Here is a 25,112-nt window from a genome sequence, read left to right as displayed (position 1 = left end):
TTTTGTACCATATTAATTGTTGTAGCATATTACTTTGACAGACAAAGTAATATGTTGTACATTGTTATTGTGGAGGTGAGACATTTGGCATCGAATATTTCAACAGATTTAATTCGCGGACATACATCAACGATTATCTTGAATATCCTGCGCCAAGGCGATAGTTATGGATATGAGATTTATAAACAAATTATTGGCTTAAGCGATGGTGAGTACGAATTGAAAGAGGCGACTCTCTATACAGCATTCAGACGCTTACAAAAGGACGGATTAATTGAATCGTATTGGGGCGATGAAACTCAAGGGGGGCGACGGAAATATTACCGTTTAACTCAGGCTGGACTTGAAGCGTATGAGCAGAACCGGAAAGATTGGATATTTGCTAAAGAAATATTAAATAAATTGATTACAGGAGGAAATGAGGATGAATCTTAATCGAGATGTCCAACAATACGTGGACGATCTATTTAAAGGCGTAAGTGAGAGTCAGCAATTATTTGATTTAAAGCAAGAATTAATTACGAATATGCATGCTCGTATTAGCGATTATCAAAAACAGGGCATGAGTGATGAAGAAGCTTTTCAGGAAGCGAAAGCATCGATGGGGGACATGAGTGGCCTCGTAGAAGATATGAGACAACATGGTGCAGATGAATCCAAACAAACCGTCTATACATCAATGACGAACAGAATGGCCGTTGGGGCACTCGTGATTGGGTCCATGTTAATTGTCTTTGGATTACTAATGTCTGTGAGCATGATGTTTATGGAAGTTGAGCCAGTAGCCGTCCCAGGCGCAGGTATTTTTGCAGTCATCGGAGGAGTGTTTTTAACGTACGGTATTCTAACGCGTGAAACAAAGACCATGTATGCGATGCAACGCCTGAGAGCTGCGCTTTATGCCGTTGCAGTTGGTTTTATGTTATTTGCGATATTCACGGCTGTAATATCAGGTTTAGCGACAGGTGAGTTATTTATAGGTTTTTCTGCTTTTACGGTATTTTTTGTGATTGGCTTTGGATTATGGTTGAGCTTGTTGTTGATGACGAGAGTGAGTCGGAGGAAGTAGATTGAATAACAGCACTCTGTGATTTTAGTTATGAATATAGCCACTCATCAAAAAAGCCCCGAAGTGACTGTTCAATAAGTAAATTGGTCGCTTCGGGGCTTTTGTATTATAATGATCGTCGTTTATTATGTTTTTCCTGTCTAGTGCGTTCTTCAGCTTCGGCAGCTCTTCGTTGTGCTTCGAAATCAGCGCTATCGGCTAAGTCCTCTGCGAATTCAACATCCTTAGATTCGACTTGTTGATTGTTTGGTGTTTGCCCTAATGGCTTTTTACTTTTTCCTTTGTGTTCATCTTTTCCCATCATGTTCACCCTTTCTGAAAGTTAACACGCGTAGTATGTGCATATGGGTGATCTGATATGTATGAATGATGAATAATAAATCATAAAATAACCACCGTTCTGATCAGAACGATGGCTAGGTTTGTTTATTCTTTTTCTGGACCATTCATTTTACGTGCAAGATATAAAATCGGTGTGTCTAAGATAGCCACAAGAAGTTTTAATAAATAGGTTGTAATTCCAATCATAACGACTGTGCTGAATTCAAATACACCGAGAAAGGCAATGAAAGTGAAGATAAAGCTGTCCACTAATTGACTCGTTGCTGTACTGATATTATTTCGAATAAATAAAAACTTGCCATCAGTTTTGCGTTTAATGGCGTCAAATATATACACATCAAGTAGTTGAGAAATGAAGTAGGCCACAAAGCTTGCGATCATAATTCTCGGTGTAATGCTGAACAATGTTTCCATTGGTTCATGGGCGAAGTCTTCTGAGTTCGGTACATAATTTAAGTCGACTTGAATCATGATGACGAAAAATGCCATTGAAGCTAGTCCAACAAATACACTCTTGCGTGCTTCTTCCTTACCATATTTCTCATTTAATAAATCAGTGGCTAAAAAGATCGTCGCATAGACGACATTTCCGAGCGTTGCTTCTAAACCGAAGATATTGACGCTTTTAACAACTTCTATATTCGCAATCACTGTTGCAAAAGCAATCCATGCAAACAATCCGGTTTTTCCAAATAATTTATAGAATAACAATATCCCTATAAAGTTAATGGCTAACGTCACAAAAAATAAAATCTCGTTCAATTTGGTCATCTCCTTAATTTTTTTATAGCAGGTTTTGGGTAACTGCTGTATTAATCTGCGATTTTTGTAGCTAAATCGCTTGTAAATCATACCACTCAACAATACGTTGTTTCAATCATTAATTGTTAGATCGCCTCTATGTTTAACTGTATGTTGTACACAAGCGACAAACCTTTAAGGTCATTTGACTTATGACATTTCTTGCTCTAATATGATGCTAATAATTTAATGGATGGATGATTGAAAATTAGCTGATTATTCTATGCGTGTGGATCTTTCAATAACAAAAATTTTCTGCTTGAATGCTTTTTAAACAATTCATCCAGTGATGATACACTCATCGAAACATGTATTATTACCCGGGAAATAATTTGATTTTGTCGGAAGGTGGTATTGTAATGAAAACAATCGGTGTGATTGGTGGCATGAGTTGGGAGTCGACAGCTGAGTATTATCAGGAAATGAACAAACAAGTGAAGGAGCGTTTAGGTGGGCTTCATTCTGCTGAATGCATGATCTATAGCGTGAATTTCGCTGAGATTGAACGTTATCAGGCTGAAGGTGAATGGGATAAGGCTGGACAAGTGTTAGCTGAAGCGGGGAAGAAGCTTGAATTAGCTGGAGCTGACGTGATTGTCTTAGCTACCAATACGATGCATAAAGTAATCGATCAGATTGACATGGCAACTGAAATTCCGATCATTCATATTGCTGATGCAACAGCTGATGCCATTAAAGCGCATGGCCTTCATCGTGTCGCATTATTAGGGACGAAGTATACAATGGAACAAGAATTTTATAAAGGGCGAATCGCTGAACAAGATTTAGAAGTATTAGTTCCTAATGAGACTGATCAGAATCGTATCCACCAAATTATTTTTGAAGAGTTAGTTTTAGGTGAATTTCATGAGAAGTCAAGGCAGTATTATATTGATGTGATTAATCAACTTGTACAACAGGGAGCAGAAGGCGTGATTTTTGGCTGTACAGAGATTGGGCTATTGATTAAATCACATGATGTGACAGTGCCAGTTTTTGATACGTCTCAAATTCATGTCACACGGGCTGTTGATTATGCTATAGAAAGATGAGAATCGCTTGTTGTTTACATGATTTATGATTAACTGAATAGAAATAATTGTAGAGTGAATCTACATTATTCATTGAAAAAGGAGGGTTACCATATAGGGCTCTCCTTTTTAATATGGTAATAAAATGATTTTTTTGACTAATTCGAGATGATTTGAACATTCTATAAAAGGTGAGAACTGTTGGGTTAAGTGTTTAAGAATGTATGTAAAAGGGTAGATTGTTAAGTAAGTAAGATGAAGTGCGGAATATTATTGAAAGGGGATTCAAGGTTATGAAAATGAATGTAACACAAAAACTCATTTCTGAACATTTAGTTTCAGGTGAGATGACACCTGGTGAAGAAATAGGGTTAGAAATTGATCAGACATTAACGCAGGATGCGACGGGTACCATGGTTATGCTTGAGCTTGAAGCGATGGGCATTGATCAAGCTAAGACAGAAGTCTCTGCCCAATATGTTGACCATAACTTAATCCAAGATGATTATCGTAACCCAGATGACCATATGTTCTTACGTAGTGCAGCTAATCGTTTTGGCATTTATTATAGTCGCCCAGGTAATGGGGTCAGTCACCCTGTTCACATGCAAAAATTAGCTCGCCCAGGTAAGACATTATTAGGTTCAGATAGCCATACGTGTGCAAACGGTTGTATGGGTATGCTTGCGATGGGCGCAGGAGGAATTGATGTTGCTTTAGCGATTGCTGGAGAGCCATATTACATTAAAATGCCAGAAGTTTGGGGCATTAAGTTAACTGGTAAGCTACCTGATTGGGTCAGTGCTAAAGATGTGATTCTTGAGTTATTACGTCGTCATGATGTAAAAGGTGGCGTCGGCAAAGTCATTGAATATTACGGTCCAGGTGTCAAAGAATTATCAGCGATGGATCGTCACGTGATTGCGAATATGGGAGCTGAGCTTGGTGCAACAGGCACGGTTTTCCCGGCAGATAAAGAAGTGAAACACTTCATGAAAGTGCAAGGCCGTGAAGAAGAATTTGAAGAACTGTCAGCTGATCGTGGTGCTGAGTACGATATTGAAGAAGAGATTGATCTTTCACAATTAGAGCCATTAATTGCTAAACCTTCAAGTCCAGGTAAAGTTGTACCTGTTAGCGAAGTAGCAGGTGAACCGATTTATCAATCATATATTGGCTCATCAGCTAATCCTGGTTACCGTGACTTTGCTGTTGTGGCTGAGATTGTTAAAGATAAACATATTGCAGAAGGGTTATCACTTGATATTAACCCATCATCTCGTCAAATCCTAACGCAACTTGTAGAAGACGGCCATATCGCAAGCTTACTCCAAGCTGGAGCTCGTCTTCACCAAGCAGGTTGTAATGGATGTATCGGTATGGGGCAAGCGCCAGCATCTGGGAAAAATAGCTTAAGAACGACGCCTCGTAACTTCCCTGGTCGTTCAGGTACTAAAGAGGATAGTGTGTTCTTATGTAGCCCTGAAACAGCAGCTGCATCTGCACTAACAGGTGAAATTACGGATCCTCGTACACTTGATATGAGTTATCCGAAGATTAAAGAGCCAACAAAAGTCGATTTCCAAAAAGAAAAACACATGTTAGAAGCACCTTCAACACCTGCTGAAGGATTAAAAGTGGAACTTGAGAAAGGGCCTAATATTAGCTCTATCCCACAAATGAATCCTTTACAAGATCATTTTGAAGTGCCAGTTTTACTGAAGATGGGAGATAACATTTCAACAGATGAGATCTTAGCTGGCGGTTCACGTGTTCTACCATATCGTAGTAACCTACCTAAGATTAGTACCTTTACGTTTGAAATAGTTGATGATAATTACTATGAGCGTGCGATGAATCTTCGTAATGAAAGCGGTCATGCTGTAGTTGGTGGTTATAACTATGGTCAAGGTTCAAGCCGTGAACACGCTGCATTAGCACCGCGTTATTTAGGTATGAAAGCTGTGATTACGAAAGACTTTGCTCGAATTCATTTACAGAACTTAATTAACTTCGGTATTTTACCGTTAACTTTTGTGAATGAAAGTGATTACGACAAGGTCGAACAAGATGACGTCTTAGAATTCACAGGTATTCGTGATAAAATCCAAGAGTCTTATGAATTTGATGTGGGCATCAAAGGTAAAGATGAAACAATTCGAGTTAAACACAGTTTAACTGACCGCCATTTGGACATAATACTAGCAGGAGGCATTATCAATTGGGTGAAAAACAAACAAGAAAGTGGTGTCTAAATGGGTTCACAGGATTCGCGTTGTAAAGCATGTGATGGCGCTGGTCTATTAATGGACGATGAAGAATGGCGCTATACATGCAAGGTTTGTGGCGGTGATGGTTATGTTTCTGTCTATGAGCAAGGAGATAATCGTCACTTAAGCAATGTTGATGAGAACAATCGAATTTTAGACTAATGAAAAGCATCTCAGTCGTCTGACTGGGATGCTTTTCTTGTGCAGGTTGTTTTTGTTTATGACGAGCTTTTGCTATTATGAACTTAGGAGGGATGAGGAAATGAACGAACAAACAATTTTTGCAGATATGGACTTTTGGCGTAATGGTCTTATTCAATTAACTGAATCAATGACAGAAGAAGAGTTAGATCGAATTCCTCAAGGTTTTAACAACAATCCGCGTTGGAACATTGGTCATGCTTTAGTCACAACTGATAGTTTGGTCACAGGTGCGTTAGGTGAAAGCAGTCAAGTACCAGATGGTTATGCTGAGCTATTCGCACGCGGAACGAGTCCAAGCGAATGGGGAGAGAAAGTAGTGCCAACAAAAGATGCATTGATCGAGCAATTAAAAGCTAATAACCAGAAATTACAACAATTAGTTTCAGGTAAATTAGATCAATCCATGGCATTCGACATGTTCCATTTAGAAACGGTTGAAGATGCGATTAAATTTGCGACTTCACATGAATCAATGCATACAGGTATTGCCAAAGCGCAAAAACAGATGAAATAACTGGAAAAGGCTGACATATGTCGGCCTTTTTTTAGTTCTTTTATAAAGTTTTCTTTGAACACGTCACACATCCCGACATTATTTGTTAAAATAATATAAGTCTTTGCTTAAAGTTGTCATTAATGGGGGTGATGATATGACGTGGGAAATTCTAAATGTGATTGGTACGATGGCATTTGCTATTAGTGGAGCGATTGTCGCTTTAGAAGAACGATATGATCTCTTTGGTGTTTATTTACTTGGTTTCACGACTGCATTTGGCGGCGGCCTTATACGTCACGTTGTCTTAGGTTTACCAGTTTCAGAAGTATGGAACCAAAGCATGTTGTTTTTAATCGCATTTATCACGTTGACGTTATTATTTTTCATCCCGTTTCATTGGTTTTTAACAGGTTGGGCTAAATGGGGTGCGTTCTTTGACTCTATTGGCTTATCCTCCTTTGCTGTTCAAGGGGCGTTGTTTGCTGTAGCAGCTGGATATCCGTTACCTGCTGTTATCGTAGGAAGTGTCCTCACAGGAACTGGGGGTGGAATGGTGCGAGATGTCCTTGCAGGTCGGAAACCGCTTGTATTACATAAAGAAATATATGCGATGTGGGCTGTATTAGGTGCGATCGTGATTGGCATTGGTCTAGCTGATGAGATGATGGAATATATGATATTATTGTCATTAATCATTACGTTAAGAATGCTCTCAGTAATATATGACTGGCGATTACCAAGTCGAAGTGACTGGTTGAATTTCTTAAGGCGATTTGGTCGATCGTCTTAACGAGTGTACTATTCAATGACCTTGAGTTTGTAGGAATTATGGGGAGCAATCGTCCAGAAGGGGAGATTTCATGACTTATTCAATGGGATTCTTTCGGCAATTTCCGATTTTTCAAGATTTAGCTGACGAAGAATTGCAGGAAGTGAATGATATTGCTAATCAGCGTGAAATGAAAAAGGGAAATGTTGTTTTCCATCAAGGTGAAGTGCGCGATGCGGTCTTTTTTGTGATCTCTGGATTGATCAAAGTTTACAAAGTGAGTGAAAATGGTCAAGAACAAGTCATTAATTTCATTCACTCAAATGATATGTTTCCGCATGTAGGTTTTTTCGATGATTCCCCTTATCCTGCGACTGCTGTTACATTAACAGATACTCACTTGCTTGCTATTCCAATAGAGGCTTTTGAGAATTTATTAATACAAAAGCCCAAAATTTCTATCAAAGTGATGCGCGTGATGGGCAAGAAAATCTTAGATTTGCAGTCTCGCGTCCAACAAATTAGCACGCAAACAGTGTTTGAGCGAACAGTTTCAATGCTAATTCAATTGACGAATGAGTTAGGTGAAAGTGATACAAATGGTGAAATTACTGTAAACTTACCGATTACGAATACTGACTTAGCTAATATGGTCGGGGTTACACGTGAGTCAGTGAATCGGACATTTAATCAACTAAAGAAATCAAATATTATTACATATAACCGAAACTACGTGATCGTCCACGATTATGAAGCGTTATTGGACCGGATATAACAGTTGATTTTTTTCAAAGCCTATTAATGAAATGACAGCATTGTGAGAAATATCACAAAGCTGTCATTTTTTTATGGTCAAAATGTGATACAAATCACAAATTATTCTCCTAAGGATTTGTATGATGAGGTTAGATTCTTAAGAGGGGGCGTAAATATGAGTTCAAGAAAAAAGTCGGACCAAAATGAACCGAAGCTTTATGGCACGTTTATTTCGGTCGTAATCGTAGGAGTTACTATTACATTGATGTGGATCGGAATCTTTATTGGATTTATGTAATTCATAAAATAAGAGGGGAGAGTTGGGTTTATGCACGTACACAAGTTAGAGAAAGTTTGGCTAGCAATTGGATTTATCACGTTAGTAGCATTTTTAACAACAGTCGGTATTCAAGCTTTTGCTTCTGGACATGGGGCTCCTAGTGATTTAACAAAAGTGGATCCGCAAAATCTTGAAGAAACAGAACCATTTGATGACCCAGGTTTACATGAAATTGGGGAAAATGAATATGAGTTAGTTATGATTTTACAGTCTTATGGATTTACCCCTAATGAGATTACAATACCTGAAGGTGCAACAGTTCACTTTAAGGTTGCTTCAAAAGATGTGGTGCATGGCTTTGAAATAGCAGGTACGACAGTTAATATGATGGCAACACCTGGGTATGTTAATTCAACGAGTTATACGTTTGATGAGACAGGTGAGTACTTGATTTTGTGTAATGAATATTGCGGAACGGGTCATCATCTCATGAGTGCTCAATTGGAGGTGGAGTAAATGGTAAATGAAAATGACGTGAAGTTAAGTTTATATCATATATACGCTGCATTTGTGGCACTGTTTATTGGCGGATCATTAGGGTTATTACAAACCTTAGTTCGTAGTGAATCGATCACACTGCCATTTAAGTTAAACTATTATCAAATTCTGACTGCTCACGGAGTATTGCTAGCTTTAGTGTTTACGACATTATTTATTTTTGGATTTATGTATGCGGGTATCTCACGCACAACAGGGGAATTCACATCACACCGGCGTAAAGCAGCTTGGATTGGCTACTTCCTGATGACGATTGGTACTGTACTTGGTGTTGTGATGATCCTAATGAATAAGGCGACAGTTCTTTATACTTTCTACGCGCCATTACAAGCATCACCTTTGTTTTATATTGCATTAGCATTATTAATCGTCGGAACATATTTTGCTAGTTATGCGGTTATTGCTCAATATAATGGATGGCGAAAAGCAAATCCTGGCCAAAAGACCCCGTTATTTGCGTTCATGGCAGTTGCTACGATTGTCTTGTGGTTAATTGCAACGTTAGGGGTAGTTGCAGCAGTCCTCTTTCAGTTTATCCCTTGGTCATTGGGTTGGTCTGAGGAGATTAACGTGACATTAAGTAGAACACTATTCTGGTATTTCGGGCATCCATTGGTTTATTTCTGGTTACTGCCAGCTTATATGGCCTGGTATGTAGTCGTGCCCAAAGTGATTGGTGGTAAAATATTCAGTGATTCACTAGCACGATTAGCCTTTCTATTATTTATTTTATTCTCTATTCCTGTTGGTTTCCACCATCAGTTAACCGAACCAGGGATCAGTGAGGCATGGAAGTTCTTGCAAGTTATCCTAACGTTCGCAGTTATTCTACCATCGTTAATGACAGCCTTTTCTATGTTTGCGAGCTTTGAGTTAGCTGGACGTGAAAAAGGGTATAAAGGTGTATTCGGATGGTTTAAAGGTTTACCGTGGAGTGACGTCCGTTTTCTTTCGGCGTTTATTGGTATGGCATTCTTCATTCCAGCTGGAGCAGGTGGGATTATCAATGCGAGTCACCAAATGAACCAAGTCATTCATAATACGATTTGGGTCACAGGTCACTTCCATATTACAATAGGGGCAACAGTTATTTTAACGTTCTTTGGAATCGCTTATTGGTTGATTCCACATTTAAAAGGTCGAGTGCTTACGAAACGAATGAACAGTTTGGCTAATTTCCAAATTGTATTGTGGACAATAGGTATGTTTATCATGTCAGCAGCGATGCACTTCTCTGGGCTGTCAGGTAATCCGCGTCGTACGCAAAATAGTGACTATAACGGTCATGAAGTTGCTAGTCAGTGGGGGAGTTATGAGACGGCGATGGCTGTAGGTGGAACATTATTATTGTTCTCAATCTTTATGTTTATCATATTAATTATTCGATTAGCTAAAACTGAACCATTAGGACAAGAAGAATTTCCAATTGGGGTAGCATTAGATGAAAATACTAAATCTCCGAAACTATTGGAAAACTGGAAGCTATGGATTGGGATTGCGATTGCATTGATTTTAATTGCTTACACCATCCCAGTATTTGATATTATTCAAAACCCTGCGCCAGGTTCACCAGGTTATAAATTCTGGTAATATAAAGGGAGGATTCTAATATGAAACGACATGAATCATTATATCCTCTGTCTCATCACCACCATCATGCTTTAGTGATGGCTGTGGATATGACGCAAGTAGGTACAGAGAAGGAAAAGCATTCATATCGAGAAATGTTAAGGCAACTAATTGATTTTTGGGAAAAAGACGGTAATCAACATTTTCATGATGAAGAAACAGTACTGATTCCTCTTTACCTAGCGTATGGTGAAGAGATTGATCATGAAGCAGTAAAACGTATGTTATATGAGCATGCGCAGGTTCGTGGCTATGTTCATCAACTGAGACACTCAACGCGTGCTATGACAAACGAGATGCAAGAGTTAGGTCAATTATTACAAGATCATATCCGTTTTGAAGAACGTCATCTGTTTCCGAAAGTAGAAGAACAAATTCCAGAAAAGTATCTCTATCAAGCTAATGGTCAATTTATGCGAGATTCATATAGTGGGTTTTAAATAAAGGGTCTGTTAAAGTCCGTTGTTGATATTGTGATCCGCTGTCGGTGGACGCTTTCCGCGGGCACGGCTCGAGCCTCCTCGGAAGAAAAGCGCTTCCTGCGGGGTCTCGAGACTCGTGCTATTCCCGCAGGAGTCGCCACCTTCGCTCCTCACAATTCAACAACTCAGTGCTACGTCATTTGAAAATCAACGCTAAACTTTAACAGAGCCTAAATATAAAGGATCGAGCGCAACATGCGCTCGATCTTTTTTGAAAGCACCTCGCCGTATCGGAAAACGAACACGCACAATCGAATTAGTTGAACACACAAAAAACCAGCCGCGATCACTCACGGCTGGTTGATTTAATCTTGTTTATTTTTTCACATCTTCAGGTACTTCCATGCCTAGACCGTCTGCAACACGTTGACCGTATTCAGGGTCTGCTTTGTAGAAGTGACCGATTTGACGTTTCTTAACTTCTTCCATTGTGCACTGGCCTAAGTGACCTACGACTGCTTCGATGAGGCGATCTTTTTCATCAGCACTCATAAGGCGATATAAGTCACCAGCTTGTGTATAATGGTCTGCGTTAGGATAAGGTGCTTGAAGTACTTCACCTTCAACATCGAATTGTTGTACTTTGCTGTCTGGATCTTCTTTCGGTGCGTCATCATAGCTATTAGGTTCATAGTTGATGTTGCTGCCGTGATCACCATATTGCATGTAACCGCCACGCTGATAGTTGTTTTGACCATTTACTGGACGGTTAACCGGTAATTGTTCATGGTTAACGCCTAAACGATAACGTTGAGTATCTGAGTAAGAGAATAGACGTCCTTGTAACATTTTGTCTGGTGATGCTTCGATACCAGGCACTAAGTGAGCTGGTGATAATGCTGCTTGTTCAACCTCTGCGAAATAGTTTTCAGGGTTGCGGTTTAAGACCATCTTACCAACTTCGATACGAGGATAATCTTCTTTGCTTACTGTTTTTGTAACGTCAAAAATATCCCATTCATAGTCTTTGAAGTCGTTATAAGGAATGATTTGTACGTAAAGTGTCCAAGAAGGATAGTCTCCTTTATCGATGGAGTTGAATAGATCTTCTGTGTGATAGTCAGGGTTTGTACCTGCAATTTCATCAGCGACACTTTCGTCCATGCCTTTCACACCTTGGTCGCTTACGAAATGGTATTTGACCCAGAATGCTTCTCCATCTTCGTTTACCCACTTGTACGTGTGGCTGCCGTAACCATTCATGTGACGATATGTGGCAGGAATACCACGGTCACCATGTAGGTAAGTAACTTGGTGTAGTGATTCTGGTGAATTACTCCAGAAGTCCCAAACCATGTTTTTGTCTTTTAGGTTAGTTTGTGGATTACGTTTTTGTGTGTGGATGAAGTCAGGGAATTTGACTGCATCACGGATGAAGAAGATCGGTGTATTGTTTCCTACTAGATCATAGTTACCTTCTTCAGTATAAAATTTAACTGCGAAACCACGTGGGTCACGTAGTGTATCAGCAGAACCAGCTTCACCTGCAACTGTTGAGAAACGGATGAACATTGGTGTGCGTTTACCTTTTTCGTTTAAGAAATCTGCTTTTGTATACTTAGAAATTTCATCGTTTGTCACTTCGAAATAACCAAATGCGCCAGCACCTTTTGCATGCACGACACGCTCAGGGATACGTTCGCGGTCAAAGTGTGCTAACTTTTCAAGTAGATGAACATCTTGAATTAGTGTTGGGCCACGATTGCCAGCTGTAATAGAGTTCTGATTATCGCCGACAGGGGCGCCACTAGACGTCGTTAGACGATTGTTTTTGTCTACCATAAAATAATTCCTCCTTAGAATTAAATGATACATTATTATATTAACTAATTTATATAGATTTGTAAATTAAAATAATTATAAATAAACTGTGACAAAACTATAGTGAAAAAGTAGCCTATAAGATTGATAGACTTAATAGAAACCTTTTAATATTTCTCAAAAAAATCTAATAAATTTTCACTTGTTATCATACATGGATTTTTATTATTTGGCTAGTGAAATGACCTTAGAGGTACCATGTATTCTTAGTACCTCTTAATTGGTCAGTTTAGAAGCGCTTGGCGATGCCTTCAATCTCGACTTTAACGTTTTTAGGTAATTGGCTGACTTCATAAGCTGCTCGAGCTGGGTAAGGTTCATATAAATAGCTCGCATAGATATCGTTTACCGTAGCAAAATCACTCATGTCATCAAGTAGGATGGTTAGTTTGACTAAATGATCATAAGTTAAGCCTGTTTGATTAAGTATAGCGCCAATGTTTTTCATCACTTGATGAGTTTGCTCTTCGACAGTTTCGCCTACGATCTCCATTGTTTCTGGGACAAGAGGAATCTGACCGGAAATGTAGATTGTACTGTCGACTTCAACAGCTTGAGAATATGGACCAATAGCTTCTGGTGCTTGACTTGTTGCATAAACTTTTTTCATCGAATCGCTCCTTTCGTGTTAACTCTATCTTAGCAAAAGAATACCCGAACGAAAAATGACAATTGAGATAATCACAAAATAATTATTTATATTTTAAGAAAATTTGGTATAATCAGACATATACAATAAAGAAAGGGTGATTATATGAACAGAGAACAATTAATAGCACCTGAATATTACAACATCGTAAATGAATTTGAACAGTACCTAAAAGACCCACAACGTGATGCGATTCTATGGCAAGATGAAAACGGTAACAAGGACAAGGTAACCTATGAAGGGTTATTTAACAGAGCGAATCAATTTGCGAATGTTTTTACAGAGGCAGACTTACATAAAGGGGATAAGGTTTTAGTGATGATTCCCCGCCTAATTGAGGCGTATGAAGTTTATGTTGCAGCATTAAAAGCTGGACTTGTTGTTATTCCTAGTTCTGAAATGTTGCGTACAAAAGATTTACAGTATCGTATTCAACATGGTGACGTTAAAGCTGTCGTCAGTTATTATCCTCATACAGATGAGTTTGAAGCGGTTAATCAGTTTAGTGACTTAACACGCTTTATATTGGGTGGCAATCAAACAGGATGGCACCGTTTAGATGAATTAGCTGATCAAGCATCTACTGAGTTTGAAACAGTACAAACGAAGCGTGATGATATGGCATTTCTATCCTATACATCTGGTACTACTGGCAACCCTAAAGGTGTTGTACACACACATGGTTGGGGTTATGCTCATTTGAAAACAGCTGCGCCGAAATGGTTAGGCATTCAAGAAAAAGATCTTGTATGGGCAACAGCTGGCCCAGGTTGGGCGAAATGGTTGTGGAGTCCATTCTTATCCGTATTAGGCTCAGGGGCGACGGGTTTTGTTTACCAAGGGAAGTTCTCACCCACAACGTATCTTTCATTACTCGAATCCTACGGCATTAACGTTTTATGTTGTACGCCAACTGAGTATCGTCTAATGGCCAAAGTAGATGGATTAGGTGAATATGATTTAAGCAAACTTCATAGTGCTGTTTCAGCTGGGGAACCGTTAAACCGTGAAGTGATCGATACTTTTGAGCATTATTTCAATTTGACAGTACGTGATGGTTATGGACAAACCGAAAATACGTTACTTGTCGGTGTGACGAAGGGAATGGAGGTTCGTCCTGGTTCGATGGGTAAACCAACGCCAGGTAACTCAGTGGATATCATTAATGAAAATGGTGTTCCAGTCAAAGTTGGTGAAGTGGGAGATATTGCTGTTCATCAATCGACACCTGCCTTGTTTAAGAAATATTATAAAGATCCAGAAAAGACGAGTGCCACTTATCGTGGTGAGTATTATTTAACAGGTGATCAAGCGACAAAAGATGAGGACGGATATTTCTGGTTTGAAGGTCGAAGTGATGATATTATCATTAGTTCTGGTTATACAATTGGACCTTTTGAAGTAGAAGATGCCTTAGTGAAGCATCCCGATGTTCAAGAATGTGCTGTGGTCGCTAGTCCTGATGAAGTTCGTGGTGCGATTGTAAAAGCATTTATTGTTTTAAAAGATGGCGTTGATCCTGAGCGTGAAGGGTTTGTTAAAGAGTTACAAGATCATGTTAAAGACTTAACGGCACCGTATAAGTATCCACGTGATCTTGAGTTTATCAAAGAACTGCCGAAAACAACGTCAGGAAAGATTAGACGGATAGAACTTAGAAAGCAAGAGATGCAACAATAAAAAATGCCAGGAGGATTCCCTCCTGGCATTCTTACGTTCAAGATAACTATTCATGATAAGGATTAACGTGAACATAAACGTCTTGGACTTCTTGATGATCTTCCATCAGTCGTTCTTTGACTCGAGCGGCAATACTATGACCTTCATTGACTGTAATAGTTGGGTCAACACTGATTTTGACATCAATGATGACATAGGATCCATGGGTTCTAGCATTTAATAAATCGAGTCGTTTAACACCATTGATCTTTTTAGTAGTGATTTCAAATTTCTTCGTTCGTCCATGGTCAAGTACTGTTTCTAGCGTCACACTGACTGCGTCACGACCGATTTTAAAGCCCATCCACATAACAAGAATCGAAATTAAAGCACCAGCAATTGGGTCGAAATATTGTAAAACTGGAATACCAGCACGCTGACCAATCATTGCAATTCCAATACCCGCTAGAGCAATGAAGGAAGAGAGTGCATCTGAACGGTGATGCCATGCATCAGCTATCAGTGCAGGGCTATTAATCTTATCGCCGAGTCGTTTCTTATATTGAAACAGAACTTCTTTCACAATAATTGAAAAGATGATGACATATAAAGCGATTGTTTTTGTAGTGCTCTCTTGTTGCTCTGTTAATGAGGTAATGGAATCAAGGAGAATCTCGAAGCCAACCACAACAAGTAAAATCGCAACAATTAAAGTCGCGATGTTCTCAGCTTTACCATGCCCATATGGATGTTCAGGATCAGGTGGTTTTCTTGCTGCGCGTAAACCCACTAAGACTGCAACTGAGCTTACGACATCAGATGCTGAATGAAACGCATCAGCTATTAGGGCTTTACTGTTACCGAAAATACCCGCTACACCTTTGATAATCGCAAGCAATAAATTAGTGACGATTCCAATAATCGATGCAAATTGTGCTTTTTGATGACGATTTTCCATATTTTAACCTACTTTATGATGTGCTAATGTTTATCATACCAATCTTAATTCCATTTAGTCTAATGTTATTAAAAATATTTATGAAACATTTGATCTTCATCACATATGATAACGACATAGAAGATTAGGAGAGGAGTCGATTCGTATGTGTGGATTAACGGGGTGGTTTCATTGGAATCAGACAAACCCTAATCAGTATCCAGTGTTAAAAACGATGACAGAGACACTTCAACACAGAGGAACGGATGATCAAGGTTTTTTCATGAATCGTCACGTGGCATTTGGTCATCAACGATTAGCTGTTATTGATCCAGATCACGGTAGGCAGCCAATGACAGTGGAGTATAATCGTAATCGCTATACTATTATTTATAATGGGGAGCTTTATAATACAGATGAGTTAAGACGGCAATTAAAACGAGAAGGATTTGGTTTTCAAACAACTTGTGATACAGAAGTCTTGTTAACAGCTTATGTTCATTGGGGAAAAGATTGCTTAGATTTTTTAAATGGAATATTCGCTTTTGCTATTTGGGATGATTCTAAAGAGGAGCTATTTATCGCACGAGACCGACTAGGAGTGAAGCCGCTATTTTATAGTGAAGTCGGTGGTCAATTTTTATTTGCTTCAGAAACTAAAGCTTTATTAGAACACCCTGATATAGAACCTCTTGTAGATGAGAGTGGATTAGCAGAAGTTTTTGCACTCGGGCCATCCCGTACGCCTGGCCATGGGTTGTTTAAACAGATCCGTGAATTACGTTCGGGCCATGCTTTAACCTGTTCGACACAAGGTGTTCATATGTGGCGATACTGGCAATTAGAAAGCCGTGAACACATGGATTCGTTTGAAGAGACAGTGGCTAATGTTCGTGAGTTATTCATAGATGCTGTTAAACGACAACTTGTTTCTGATGTGCCTGTTTCAACATTTTTATCAGGCGGGGTAGATTCTAGTGCTATTACAGCTGTTGCGGCGAATCACTTTGAAGGGCAAGGTAAAGGAAAATTGCCAACTTTTTCAGTTGATTATCGGGGGAATCGAGATCATTTCGAATCGAATGCCTTTCAACCGACAACAGATGCTGATTTTACATCGATTATCGCTGACAGATTTGGTACGAATCATCACAATTGTTATATCAGTGAAGAAGATTTGGCTCATTACTTAAAGGACGCAGTACTAATGAGGGACCAACCAGGCATGGCAGATGTCGATTCATCTTTGTTATGGTTTTGCAAACAAATAAAGTCTAAGACGACCGTTAGTTTATCTGGAGAATGTGCAGATGAGATCTTCGGTGGATATCCTTGGTTTCAAGATGGTTTTGATCAAAGTCATGATGGATTTCCTTGGATTCGGTCATTGGCAGAACGAGAGGATTTGTTAAGCCCTGAATGGCGGAAACGATTAAATATACAAGAATATGCAAACATGAGATATCATGAAACATTAGCTGAGACACCACAATTAATGGGCGAGAGTAAACAAGATCAAGAGCGACGTGCTCTTTTCTATGTGAATATGCAATGGTTTATGGCGCAATTGCTTGAACGGAAAGATCGAATGAGTATGGGGGCAACACTAGAAGTAAGAGTACCATTTGCGGATCATCATTTAGTTGAATATGTATGGAATGTACCGTGGGAAATGAAGCAAGCAGGTGGCTATGAAAAAGGGCTATTACGCTATGCATTAGAAGGGTTATTACCAGATGAGGTTCTATATCGTAAGAAAAGTCCTTATCCAAAAACGTTTCAACCAGAATATACGAAACTAGTCAGTTCAATGATGGAAGAGGTATTAAAGGATTCAGAATCTCCAATATTTGAATTTGTATCTAAAAAACAATTAAAGGAGTTAGTGGAAACGGAGGGTAAAGCCTATAACAAACCTTGGTATGGGCAGCTCATGACAGGAACACAACTCCTTGCTCATCTATGGCAAATTAATAAATGGCTACAGCATTATGATGTGCGTGTCACAACATAAAAAACGGTCCGTTGCTTTGTCTTCAATAAAGCGACGGACCGTTTTTATTAATTAAATGAATAATTGTTAAGCATTAGACTTGCCTGTTTAGGTGCGAATAAATGTAAACGGTGAAGCGGTCTAGTTAATGAAACGTACAATAATTTGATATCTGTCTCATCATGATTATTGAACTCATCATTGATTGAGACGACAAAAACTGAATCAAATTCTAATCCTTTCGATAAGTAAGATGGTATGATCATAATCGCTTCTTGATCCATACGTTCATTTGGATCCTGGATTAGCTGCGTTTTTGTATGGGGTGATAAGGCATAATAGATACCTTGGCAATCAGCTTGCGTCTTCGCAATAACAGCAAACGATTGCAGATTCTGGTCTTGATTGGCTTGTTGTTCTTGTAAGATAGGATTAACTAAATCGTTAGCTTTGTTAATCGTTGTAAAAGTTGGTTTTTTACCGTGTCGAACAACCGGTTCAACCTTTGGTATATCGATGGCTAGTTGATCGACTACTGTATTAGCAACGTCCATAATCTCAATGGTGTTACGGTAACTTTTCTGTAGCTCGTGATAGTTTGATTTCGGTAAAATATCTTGGATGAGTTCATCCCAGTTTTCTATGCCTTGAAAGCCATAGATACCTTGAGCGATATCGCCAACAATGGTAAATAACTGTGTATCCATGGCATCACGTAATGCAATGAATTGGATTGGGCTATAGTCTTGCGCTTCATCTATGATTACTTTGTTCATTTTGTAATCAGGTTCAACTCCATAAAGCTTATCGTGCAGTATTAATAAGAGTGCTAAATCTTCTGTTTCAAATTGATTTTTTCGAATTTGCTTTAGGGTATGCTTAGCAAGTGCCTCGGCATCCTCTTCTGATAAATGACCATCACTGTATAAAGCGAGTTTCTTTGGATCTTCCCATAACTGTTTGTAATAGGTCATTAACCCTTTGTTAGGAAAATTCTTAAAGTATCGTTGTGTTGCTCCTTTTATAGCAGTCTCTAATTCCTTCATACGCTGCTCTTTCCTAGTGATTAGCTTTGACACAGTTTCTTTCCGCTTTGTTTCATCTGTCATGCTATAGATAGCTTTTTCTAATTTTTCATCATAAAATGTTTCAACTTTTTCAGTCATTTTCTTTTGTTTCTGTTTGAAGTCTTGTTTAATGACATTTTTAATTTTATTCATTCGTTTGTATAAGGGAAGGTAGCTATAATCGTCTCTAAACAGACGTTCGATACGACGAGTGCTATAGAGTTTAAATTTATCAACTTTAAAATCCTCATCAGGAATAAAGGTTGGGATTAAATCGTTTATAAAATTATTGATAATGGATTTGAAAAAGGATGAGCCTTTTAAGTTTGATAAGTATTTAAGTTGATTTGTTTCTTCGTCATTTAACTGTGAGAGTGATTCTAAATCTTTGTTGTGAATAATCGTTAAGTTTTTACCAATCGCTTGTTGGACATAATCGGTTAATGTTGTTTGATTGATACGTTCAACGCCTAATTCAGGTAATGCTTCAGAAATATAATCTAAGAAAACATGATTGGGTGCTAAAATCATGAGTTTCTCTGGATCGAAGTTTTCGGCATATTGATAAATGAAATAGGAGATACGGTGTAAAGCAATGGTCGTTTTACCACTACCTGCAGCTCCCTGTACAATTATAGGTTTGTTTAAATCTGAACGAATGACACGGTTTTGTTCTTCTTGAATCGTTGAAACGATTTCGGTTAAACGACTGCCTGCTGAACCTTCTAGTGACTCCTGTAATAATTCGTCTGTGGTCGTAAGGTCGATGTCACGGATGGATTGTAATTCGCCATTTTCAATCATAAACTGTCGTTTTAAGGCGAGATAAGCTTCGCGCTCTTCACCATTCACCTCGTAATTGACATTACCAATTCGTCCGTCGTAATAAACATTGGCTAAGGGTGAGCGCCAATCGATTAATATGGGGTCTTGTGACTCGCGTTGATAGAGGGAGGTTTTTGAAATGTAGTACTCTTCATTTTGTCCTTCACGTTCTAATTGTACCTTGGCAAAGTACGGTTTAGCTTGTATTTGACGTAGATTTTCGAGTTGTTTTTGGTTCGTTTCAAGTAAACGAGCGTTCGTTAAGATATTAATATAGCTTAAACTTGAATCAAACCAATCTAAGTCAACAAAGGCTTCTTTAATATTTGCTTTAAATTGATCTTCATCTTCATTTCCAGTTTTAATTACAGCCTGTATATAACGTTTGACAAATTCTAAATGCTGTTGTTCTTTTTCGAATTCCGGATGTCCTTCAACTGACATAGTATACGACTCCTTTTATCAAAATCACCATCATAAAATAACATAATATAAGATGTTTGGCGACTAACAATATCTCAATCTGAAACCCTTTTCAATAATCTGAATATTTAAACTTTATTTTTATGCAGAATATAGCTTTGACAAAAGAATATAATGTGTTAATATACATTTAAACGTATAAATATACAAAGGAGAGATAAATATGAAACAAAACAAATGGGGATTAGCTTTTCTACTAGGTATGATTTTAATCGTATTATCAGCATGTGGAGCAGGTAGTGCTAGTGACGGAGAAAGTGGCGATGCAAATGGAAATAGTGAAGGGAATAGTGATGGAGAGGAACAAGTGATTGAATTAGCAACATCTGCTGATTATCCTCCGTTTGAATCGATGAATGAAGATGGAGAGATTGTTGGTTTTGATATTGATATTGCAAATGCGATTGCGGATGAATTGGGATACGAATTAGAAATTAATGATATGAACTTTGATGGATTAATTGGGGCATTACAATCAGGACGCGCAGATATGGTGATGGCAGGTATGTCAGCGACTGAAGAACGTTCTGAAAACGTCAACTTCTCAACGTCATATCATAGTTCAGGTGAAATGTTCGTGACGAACCCTGATTCTGATATTACGAGTATTGAAGACTTAGACGGCACAACAGTCGGTGTTCAGCTAGGTACGATCCAAGAAGAGGGAGCGCAAACATTGCAGGAAGACTATGATTTCGAACTGCAATCAATGGATAAAGCAACGAATATTATTCAAGAACTTAAGACTGGACGTATTGATGTTGGTTATTTAGATAAAACCGTAGCAGAAGGTTATGTTGAAGAACAGAATTTAGCAGGATTCGATGATCCAACTGAAGCAGCACCAGGTATGGCCATTGCATTTCCAAAAGATGGCGATGAAGAATTCTATAACGAAGTAAATGATCTTGTAGAACAATTTTTAGAAGACGGTACGATCGAAGAACTTGAAGAGAAATGGGAATTAAACGAATAAAAAGAGAAAGTTAGGGGTGAGTAAGGCATGAATTTGGATTTTAGCCAAATCGTGCCTTATATTCCTTTTATGTTAGAAGGAGTATGGGTCACGTTACAATTTGTTATCATATCAATTATATTTGGTTTTATTTTAGGATCATTAATCGCATTAGTAAAAATTAGTGATATTAAAGGCTTTAAATTTATTGCTGATGCTTATACATCGGTATTTCGTGGAACGCCACTGATTCTGCAGTTATTATTGATTTATTATGCGATTCCACAGTTAACGGGATATGATATTTCACCGTTCTTATCAGCTATATTAACGTTTGGATTGAATTCATCAGCATATGTATCAGAAATTATTCGTGCAGGGATTCAAGCTGTTGATAAAGGGCAACGTGAAGCAGCTGAAGCTCTTGGGATTCCATATCGTCCGATGATGCTTAAAATAATTTTGCCACAAGCAATGAAAAATATTTTACCAGCTTTAATGAACGAATTTATTACATTGACGAAAGAGTCAGCGATTGTCTCTGTCATCAGTTATTTAGATTTAATGCGTCGTGCACAAGTTGTTGCCTCAGATATATACCGTAACTTTGAACCATTATTATTTGTTGGGGTCTTATATTATATTATGGTCATGATCTTAACGATTGCTGGTAAGTATGTAGAGAAAAGGATGAGAGCAAGTGATTAAAGTCGAACAGTTGCACAAAAGTTTTGGAGAAAATGAAGTGTTAAGTGATTTAAATACCTCAATTGAACGGGGTGAGGTTGTAACGATTATCGGGCCATCTGGTTCCGGGAAGTCAACGTTTTTACGTTGTTTGAATTTGCTTGAGAAACCCACTTCAGGTCACGTTTTCGTCAATGATACCGATATTACTAATCCGAAAGTGGATATTCTAAAAGTACGTGAACAAATCGGTATGGTTTTTCAACACTTTCATCTATTTCCGCATATGACGGTTTTAGATAACTTAACCTATGCGCCGATGACTGTAAAAGGAATGAAGAAGGATGAAGCGGTTCGTAAAGCAAAAGATCTGTTAGAGAGAGTAGGACTTAGTGATAAAACAAATGCTTATCCGAATAGCTTATCAGGTGGACAAAAGCAACGTGTCGCCATTGCCCGCGCTTTAGCTATGGAGCCTGAATTAATGTTATTCGATGAGCCGACATCAGCTCTTGACCCGGAAATGGTCAAAGAGGTGTTGGATGTGATTAAGGATTTAGCGCACTCTGGTATGACATTGGCTGTGGTGACACATGAAATGGGCTTTGCGAAAGAAGTGGCTGACCGTGTGGTTTTTATGGATCAAGGTAAAATCGTTGAGGAAACACAGCCAAAGACCTTTTTTGATCAGCCTAAAACTGAACGTGCCCAGAATTTCTTGGATAAAGTTTTATAATCATCATGAAGAACACATCGAGAGTCGGTGTGTTTTTTGTATAGATTAAGGGTTGTTCGGGCTAACTAATAATAAATGATTAATGAAGGATGATGGTCATGGGGCAGAAAACGCTGCGTTATTTTTTGTTAGCCTTAGCAATCAGTTATATTATTGGTTTATTTCTGTTTGCGCCTAATGATGATGCTGGGGCGCTACAGGCTGAAGAAACTGATGAATTGGAAGACACGACGTATCCTGATATTCAAATTCGAACCGTTTCAAGAGAAGATGAGCAATATAAGCTATATGTTCAGACGCCTGTATTTCAGGAAGCGACTTTAGATCAATTTTTTGGTGATTATGTCGAACAGGTGATGAATCAATTCTTTCATATTGTCGAACAGAAGCAACAGCTGAATCATGATGTTCCAGCTGAGTTGAAGTTAACCGTTGATATCGCCAAAGCAGGCGAGGGGTTATATTCGATACAATTTCATGAAGAATCCTATACAGGCGGTGCAACCGTTAATCAAAAAGTGAAATCTTGGATGGTGGATTTAAAAGAGGGCGATTTATTTGATCGGCAATCTTTATTTAAAGATGCAGAAAAAGCAAAAGATACGGTTTTTACTTTGATTGAAAAGCAACTTTATACATCAGAACAATATCGTGATTATATTTTAGAAGCAGAGTTAGAAGGTTGGTTAGCTCAAACAGATTATCACTTTTCGAATATGATGATTGATGATGGTAAGGCTGTTTTTCATTTTGACCAGTATGAAGTGTTGAGTGGGGCAGCTGGACTTCCGGAAGTTTACGTTCCAATGCAGGAATTAGAGGACTTAATTAAAGAAGAATGGCTTAAGAGGTTGGAATTAGAAGATGCGACTGGGTTAGATTTTTATATGTAAAGCACTGCTAGAAGATGAGCATACTAGCAGTGCTGATCTTTAATCAATAAGTAGATAAGAATTTTTCCAGCTCATCGATTGTTGGAGATGAACGGGCGCCTTCTTTATTGACACTAAATGCAGCCGTGGCATTGGCGTATTTAAGACTCTCTTCTGTAGAATAACCCTTCATGCAAGCGTAGATAAAACCAGCATTAAAGATATCCCCTGCACCAAGTGTATCCACTACTTGAATCGGGAAGCCTGAAGCTTCAATAGTATTTGATTGCTGTACGGCTAATGATCCTTGGTCTCCCATACGTGCGATAAAGGTTTGGTTTGCTGATACTAATTGCTTAATGGTGTCTAACCAGTGCTGTTCAGGGGATAGATAATGGAATTCATTCTCGCCTGAACCAAGGATATAATCACTGTGTTGAATAGTCTCTATGATCGCCTGGTGGTAATCTGGATCAAATTCATCGTCCACTCTTAAATTTAAATCGAATGAGGTTGTTAACCCCAACTCTTTCGCTTCTTTAAATAGTGATAAGATTGTTTGTCGAGCTGATGTATTTTCAAGCATTGAAATGCCTGATGAATGGACCCATGAAACGTTTTGAAAAATGTTGTCTTTAATTTGATCACGATTTAACGATTGAAAAGCTAAATCACGTTTAGGCCAAATATAAGGGTGCCGCTCACCATTTTCATCAATAAAGGCAAATGTTGAAAATGTATTCAGATCATTATTGACGATTAAGTGATCGATATTAACGCCTTCCTGTTTAAAGTCTTCAATGACTTGTTTACCTTGTGCATCATCACCTATGGTACCTAGAAAAGATGTACTCATCGCTAATCTACTTAGGGCAACAGCTGTATTAGCTGAAGTGCCACCTCCAAGTAAAAAGGGCTCTTTAAAGTCTGCCTTTCCATTTTCATCGAATTCTGGTAAATGAACGACTATATCTACACCTGCATCGCCAATCACTAAGACATAAGAGTTTTGATTAAGCATTGTGAGCCGCCTCCACAAATGCGCGTATTTTTTCGATACTTTTAATATGTTTTTCATCAATCGGATTGTCTTCATTGGTTGAAGTGAATGAATCGACGCCGTATGGTCTGGAGATACGGATCGCTTCTTGGACATTTTCACTCGAAAGACCACCCGCTATAATGCAGGGGACATCTGTTGATTCAATGATAGCTCGGTCAATCTGCCAATCATGTATAGTACCAGTTGCTCCGATTACATCTTCTGAATGTGATTTTGTATCGATTAAAAAATAGTCTGAAACATGCTCATAACGTCTTACATAATCAAGTGCTTTTTGGCTGGCCAAATCTTGGTCAGCGTAGACGGGAATCGCTTGCATAATTTTTAATGGTTTAAAATCTTGTTTTAGTCGCTCAATCTCTTCAGGTAAAATGGCCTCGATATTACCAGAAAGATGAAGAACATTTGGCATGACAGTTTTTAGATTCTGTCGAATATGATGAATATCTTCTGAAATAGTTAAGCCGATCTTTACAATGTTAGAAGGAATAGATTCAAAAACATCCATTGCTTCTTCACATGTAAGGTGACCAGGGTAAGTCGGATCTTGATCATACGGGATGCCTAGGTGATCAGCTCCTGCTTCAACAGCCTTTTGCGCATCTTTAATTGATCGTATTTCATAGATTTGTACTTTCATGAATCATCCCCCTTTTTAAGCACTGCTCATAAGTTATT

26 protein-coding genes are annotated in these 25,112 nt (G+C 38.5%); 18 read left to right on the top strand and 8 right to left on the bottom strand.

The annotated features are described in order from the left end of the window. The first annotated feature begins 51 nt into the window (after positions 1-51). Positions 52-435 carry a PadR family transcriptional regulator gene (locus J2S77_RS06425; RefSeq protein ID WP_370871791.1) on the top strand — a complete coding sequence of 128 codons (384 nt, stop codon included), beginning with the start codon at positions 52-54 and terminating at the stop codon, positions 433-435. Then, a complete protein-coding gene (locus J2S77_RS06420; protein WP_306975720.1) occupies positions 425-1,069 on the top strand; it encodes a permease prefix domain 1-containing protein in 645 nt (214 codons plus the stop codon). Before J2S77_RS06425 ends, J2S77_RS06420 begins: the two co-directional genes overlap by 11 nt. Before the next feature lie 106 nt (positions 1,070-1,175). Here the strand turns inward: J2S77_RS06420 and J2S77_RS06415 are convergent, their stop codons facing one another. Together J2S77_RS06415 and J2S77_RS06410 are read right to left on the bottom strand one after the other, a co-directional pair. After that, positions 1,176-1,370 carry a YfhD family protein gene (locus J2S77_RS06415; protein ID WP_306975718.1) on the bottom strand — a complete coding sequence of 65 codons (195 nt, stop codon included), beginning with the start codon at positions 1,368-1,370 and terminating at the stop codon, positions 1,176-1,178. Between the two features lie 125 nt (positions 1,371-1,495). After that, positions 1,496-2,173, bottom strand: a complete 678-nt coding sequence (locus tag J2S77_RS06410; RefSeq protein WP_306975716.1) for a queuosine precursor transporter — start codon at positions 2,171-2,173, stop codon at positions 1,496-1,498. A 398-nt stretch (positions 2,174-2,571) separates the two neighbouring features. Here J2S77_RS06410 and J2S77_RS06405 point away from each other — a divergent pair, with 398 nt between their 5' ends. The 10 genes from J2S77_RS06405 (at position 2,572) to J2S77_RS06360 (ending at position 10,645) form a co-directional block, all read left to right on the top strand. Next, positions 2,572-3,264 (top strand): aspartate/glutamate racemase family protein, encoded by a 693-nt coding sequence (locus J2S77_RS06405; RefSeq protein WP_306975714.1) that lies wholly within the window; start codon positions 2,572-2,574, stop codon positions 3,262-3,264. A 272-nt stretch (positions 3,265-3,536) separates the two neighbouring features. Further along, the gene (locus J2S77_RS06400) at positions 3,537-5,498 is read left to right on the top strand and encodes an aconitate hydratase (RefSeq protein ID WP_306975711.1); all 1,962 of its coding nucleotides are present in this window, start codon (positions 3,537-3,539) and stop codon (positions 5,496-5,498) included. After that, a complete protein-coding gene (locus tag J2S77_RS06395; RefSeq protein ID WP_306975710.1) occupies positions 5,499-5,675 on the top strand; it encodes a hypothetical protein in 177 nt (58 codons plus the stop codon). A gap of 100 nt (positions 5,676-5,775) precedes the next feature. Next, positions 5,776-6,231 (top strand): DinB family protein, encoded by a 456-nt coding sequence (locus tag J2S77_RS06390; RefSeq protein ID WP_306975709.1) that lies wholly within the window; start codon positions 5,776-5,778, stop codon positions 6,229-6,231. 136 nt (positions 6,232-6,367) lie between these two features. After that, a complete protein-coding gene (locus tag J2S77_RS06385) occupies positions 6,368-7,003 on the top strand; it encodes a trimeric intracellular cation channel family protein (protein ID WP_306975708.1) in 636 nt (211 codons plus the stop codon). A 70-nt stretch (positions 7,004-7,073) separates the two neighbouring features. Beyond that, on the top strand, positions 7,074-7,757 hold the full coding sequence (locus tag J2S77_RS06380) for a Crp/Fnr family transcriptional regulator (RefSeq protein ID WP_306975706.1): 684 nt from the start codon (positions 7,074-7,076) through the stop codon (positions 7,755-7,757). Positions 7,758-7,913: 156 nt separating this feature from the next. After that, a complete protein-coding gene (locus J2S77_RS06375; protein WP_306975704.1) occupies positions 7,914-8,036 on the top strand; it encodes a cytochrome c oxidase subunit 2A in 123 nt (40 codons plus the stop codon). A 30-nt stretch (positions 8,037-8,066) separates the two neighbouring features. After that, positions 8,067-8,534, top strand: coding sequence for a cytochrome c oxidase subunit II (locus J2S77_RS06370; protein WP_306975702.1), 468 nt, complete (start codon positions 8,067-8,069; stop codon positions 8,532-8,534). Then, positions 8,535-10,166: a b(o/a)3-type cytochrome-c oxidase subunit 1 gene (locus J2S77_RS06365; RefSeq protein WP_306975700.1), complete on the top strand. Its 1,632-nt coding sequence runs from the start codon at positions 8,535-8,537 to the stop codon at positions 10,164-10,166. 20 nt (positions 10,167-10,186) lie between these two features. Further along, entirely contained in the window at positions 10,187-10,645 is a 459-nt protein-coding gene (locus tag J2S77_RS06360) for a hemerythrin domain-containing protein (protein ID WP_306975698.1), read from the top strand. 357 nt (positions 10,646-11,002) lie between these two features. Here J2S77_RS06360 and J2S77_RS06355 read toward each other — a convergent pair whose 3' ends face one another. Both J2S77_RS06355 and J2S77_RS06350 read right to left on the bottom strand, forming a co-directional pair. Next, the gene (locus tag J2S77_RS06355) at positions 11,003-12,469 is read right to left on the bottom strand and encodes a catalase (RefSeq protein WP_306975696.1); all 1,467 of its coding nucleotides are present in this window, start codon (positions 12,467-12,469) and stop codon (positions 11,003-11,005) included. Positions 12,470-12,737: 268 nt separating this feature from the next. Beyond that, complete coding sequence (locus J2S77_RS06350) at positions 12,738-13,118, bottom strand: RidA family protein (protein ID WP_306975694.1); 381 nt, start codon at positions 13,116-13,118, stop codon at positions 12,738-12,740. 144 nt (positions 13,119-13,262) lie between these two features. On the opposite strand from J2S77_RS06350, the gene mbcS reads away from it, so the two are divergent. Next, positions 13,263-14,837: an acyl-CoA synthetase MbcS gene (gene mbcS / locus J2S77_RS06345; RefSeq protein ID WP_306975693.1), complete on the top strand. Its 1,575-nt coding sequence runs from the start codon at positions 13,263-13,265 to the stop codon at positions 14,835-14,837. 46 nt (positions 14,838-14,883) lie between these two features. Here mbcS and J2S77_RS06340 read toward each other — a convergent pair whose 3' ends face one another. Beyond that, positions 14,884-15,774: a cation diffusion facilitator family transporter gene (locus tag J2S77_RS06340; protein WP_306975692.1), complete on the bottom strand. Its 891-nt coding sequence runs from the start codon at positions 15,772-15,774 to the stop codon at positions 14,884-14,886. Positions 15,775-15,919: 145 nt separating this feature from the next. Here J2S77_RS06340 and asnB point away from each other — a divergent pair, with 145 nt between their 5' ends. Next, on the top strand, positions 15,920-17,767 hold the full coding sequence (gene asnB / locus J2S77_RS06335; RefSeq protein WP_306975690.1) for an asparagine synthase (glutamine-hydrolyzing): 1,848 nt from the start codon (positions 15,920-15,922) through the stop codon (positions 17,765-17,767). A gap of 47 nt (positions 17,768-17,814) precedes the next feature. Here asnB and helD read toward each other — a convergent pair whose 3' ends face one another. Then, positions 17,815-20,082, bottom strand: a complete 2,268-nt coding sequence (helD, locus tag J2S77_RS06330) for an RNA polymerase recycling motor HelD (RefSeq protein ID WP_306975688.1) — start codon at positions 20,080-20,082, stop codon at positions 17,815-17,817. A 202-nt stretch (positions 20,083-20,284) separates the two neighbouring features. Here helD and J2S77_RS06325 point away from each other — a divergent pair, with 202 nt between their 5' ends. The 4 genes from J2S77_RS06325 (at position 20,285) to J2S77_RS06310 (ending at position 23,392) form a co-directional block, all read left to right on the top strand. Then, positions 20,285-21,097, top strand: coding sequence for an ABC transporter substrate-binding protein (locus tag J2S77_RS06325; protein WP_306975686.1), 813 nt, complete (start codon positions 20,285-20,287; stop codon positions 21,095-21,097). A 27-nt stretch (positions 21,098-21,124) separates the two neighbouring features. Next, positions 21,125-21,784, top strand: coding sequence for an amino acid ABC transporter permease (locus tag J2S77_RS06320; protein WP_306975684.1), 660 nt, complete (start codon positions 21,125-21,127; stop codon positions 21,782-21,784). Next, positions 21,777-22,499: an amino acid ABC transporter ATP-binding protein gene (locus J2S77_RS06315; RefSeq protein ID WP_306975682.1), complete on the top strand. Its 723-nt coding sequence runs from the start codon at positions 21,777-21,779 to the stop codon at positions 22,497-22,499. The genes J2S77_RS06320 and J2S77_RS06315 overlap by 8 nt, the downstream gene beginning before the upstream one ends. A gap of 98 nt (positions 22,500-22,597) precedes the next feature. Beyond that, entirely contained in the window at positions 22,598-23,392 is a 795-nt protein-coding gene (locus J2S77_RS06310) for a DUF3298 and DUF4163 domain-containing protein (protein ID WP_306975680.1), read from the top strand. Positions 23,393-23,435: 43 nt separating this feature from the next. Here the strand turns inward: J2S77_RS06310 and J2S77_RS06305 are convergent, their stop codons facing one another. Beyond that, on the bottom strand, positions 23,436-24,392 hold the full coding sequence (locus J2S77_RS06305; RefSeq protein WP_306975678.1) for a carbohydrate kinase family protein: 957 nt from the start codon (positions 24,390-24,392) through the stop codon (positions 23,436-23,438). Next, positions 24,385-25,074 (bottom strand): phosphoribosylanthranilate isomerase, encoded by a 690-nt coding sequence (locus J2S77_RS06300; RefSeq protein ID WP_306975677.1) that lies wholly within the window; start codon positions 25,072-25,074, stop codon positions 24,385-24,387. The genes J2S77_RS06305 and J2S77_RS06300 overlap by 8 nt, the downstream gene beginning before the upstream one ends. Positions 25,075-25,112: the final 38 nt, after the last annotated feature.

This window comes from Alkalibacillus salilacus, assembly GCF_030812915.1.
GTDB classification, from domain to species: Bacteria; Bacillota; Bacilli; order Bacillales; family Alkalibacillaceae; genus Alkalibacillus; species Alkalibacillus salilacus.
This window is presented reverse-complemented; position numbering and strand designations above follow the sequence as displayed.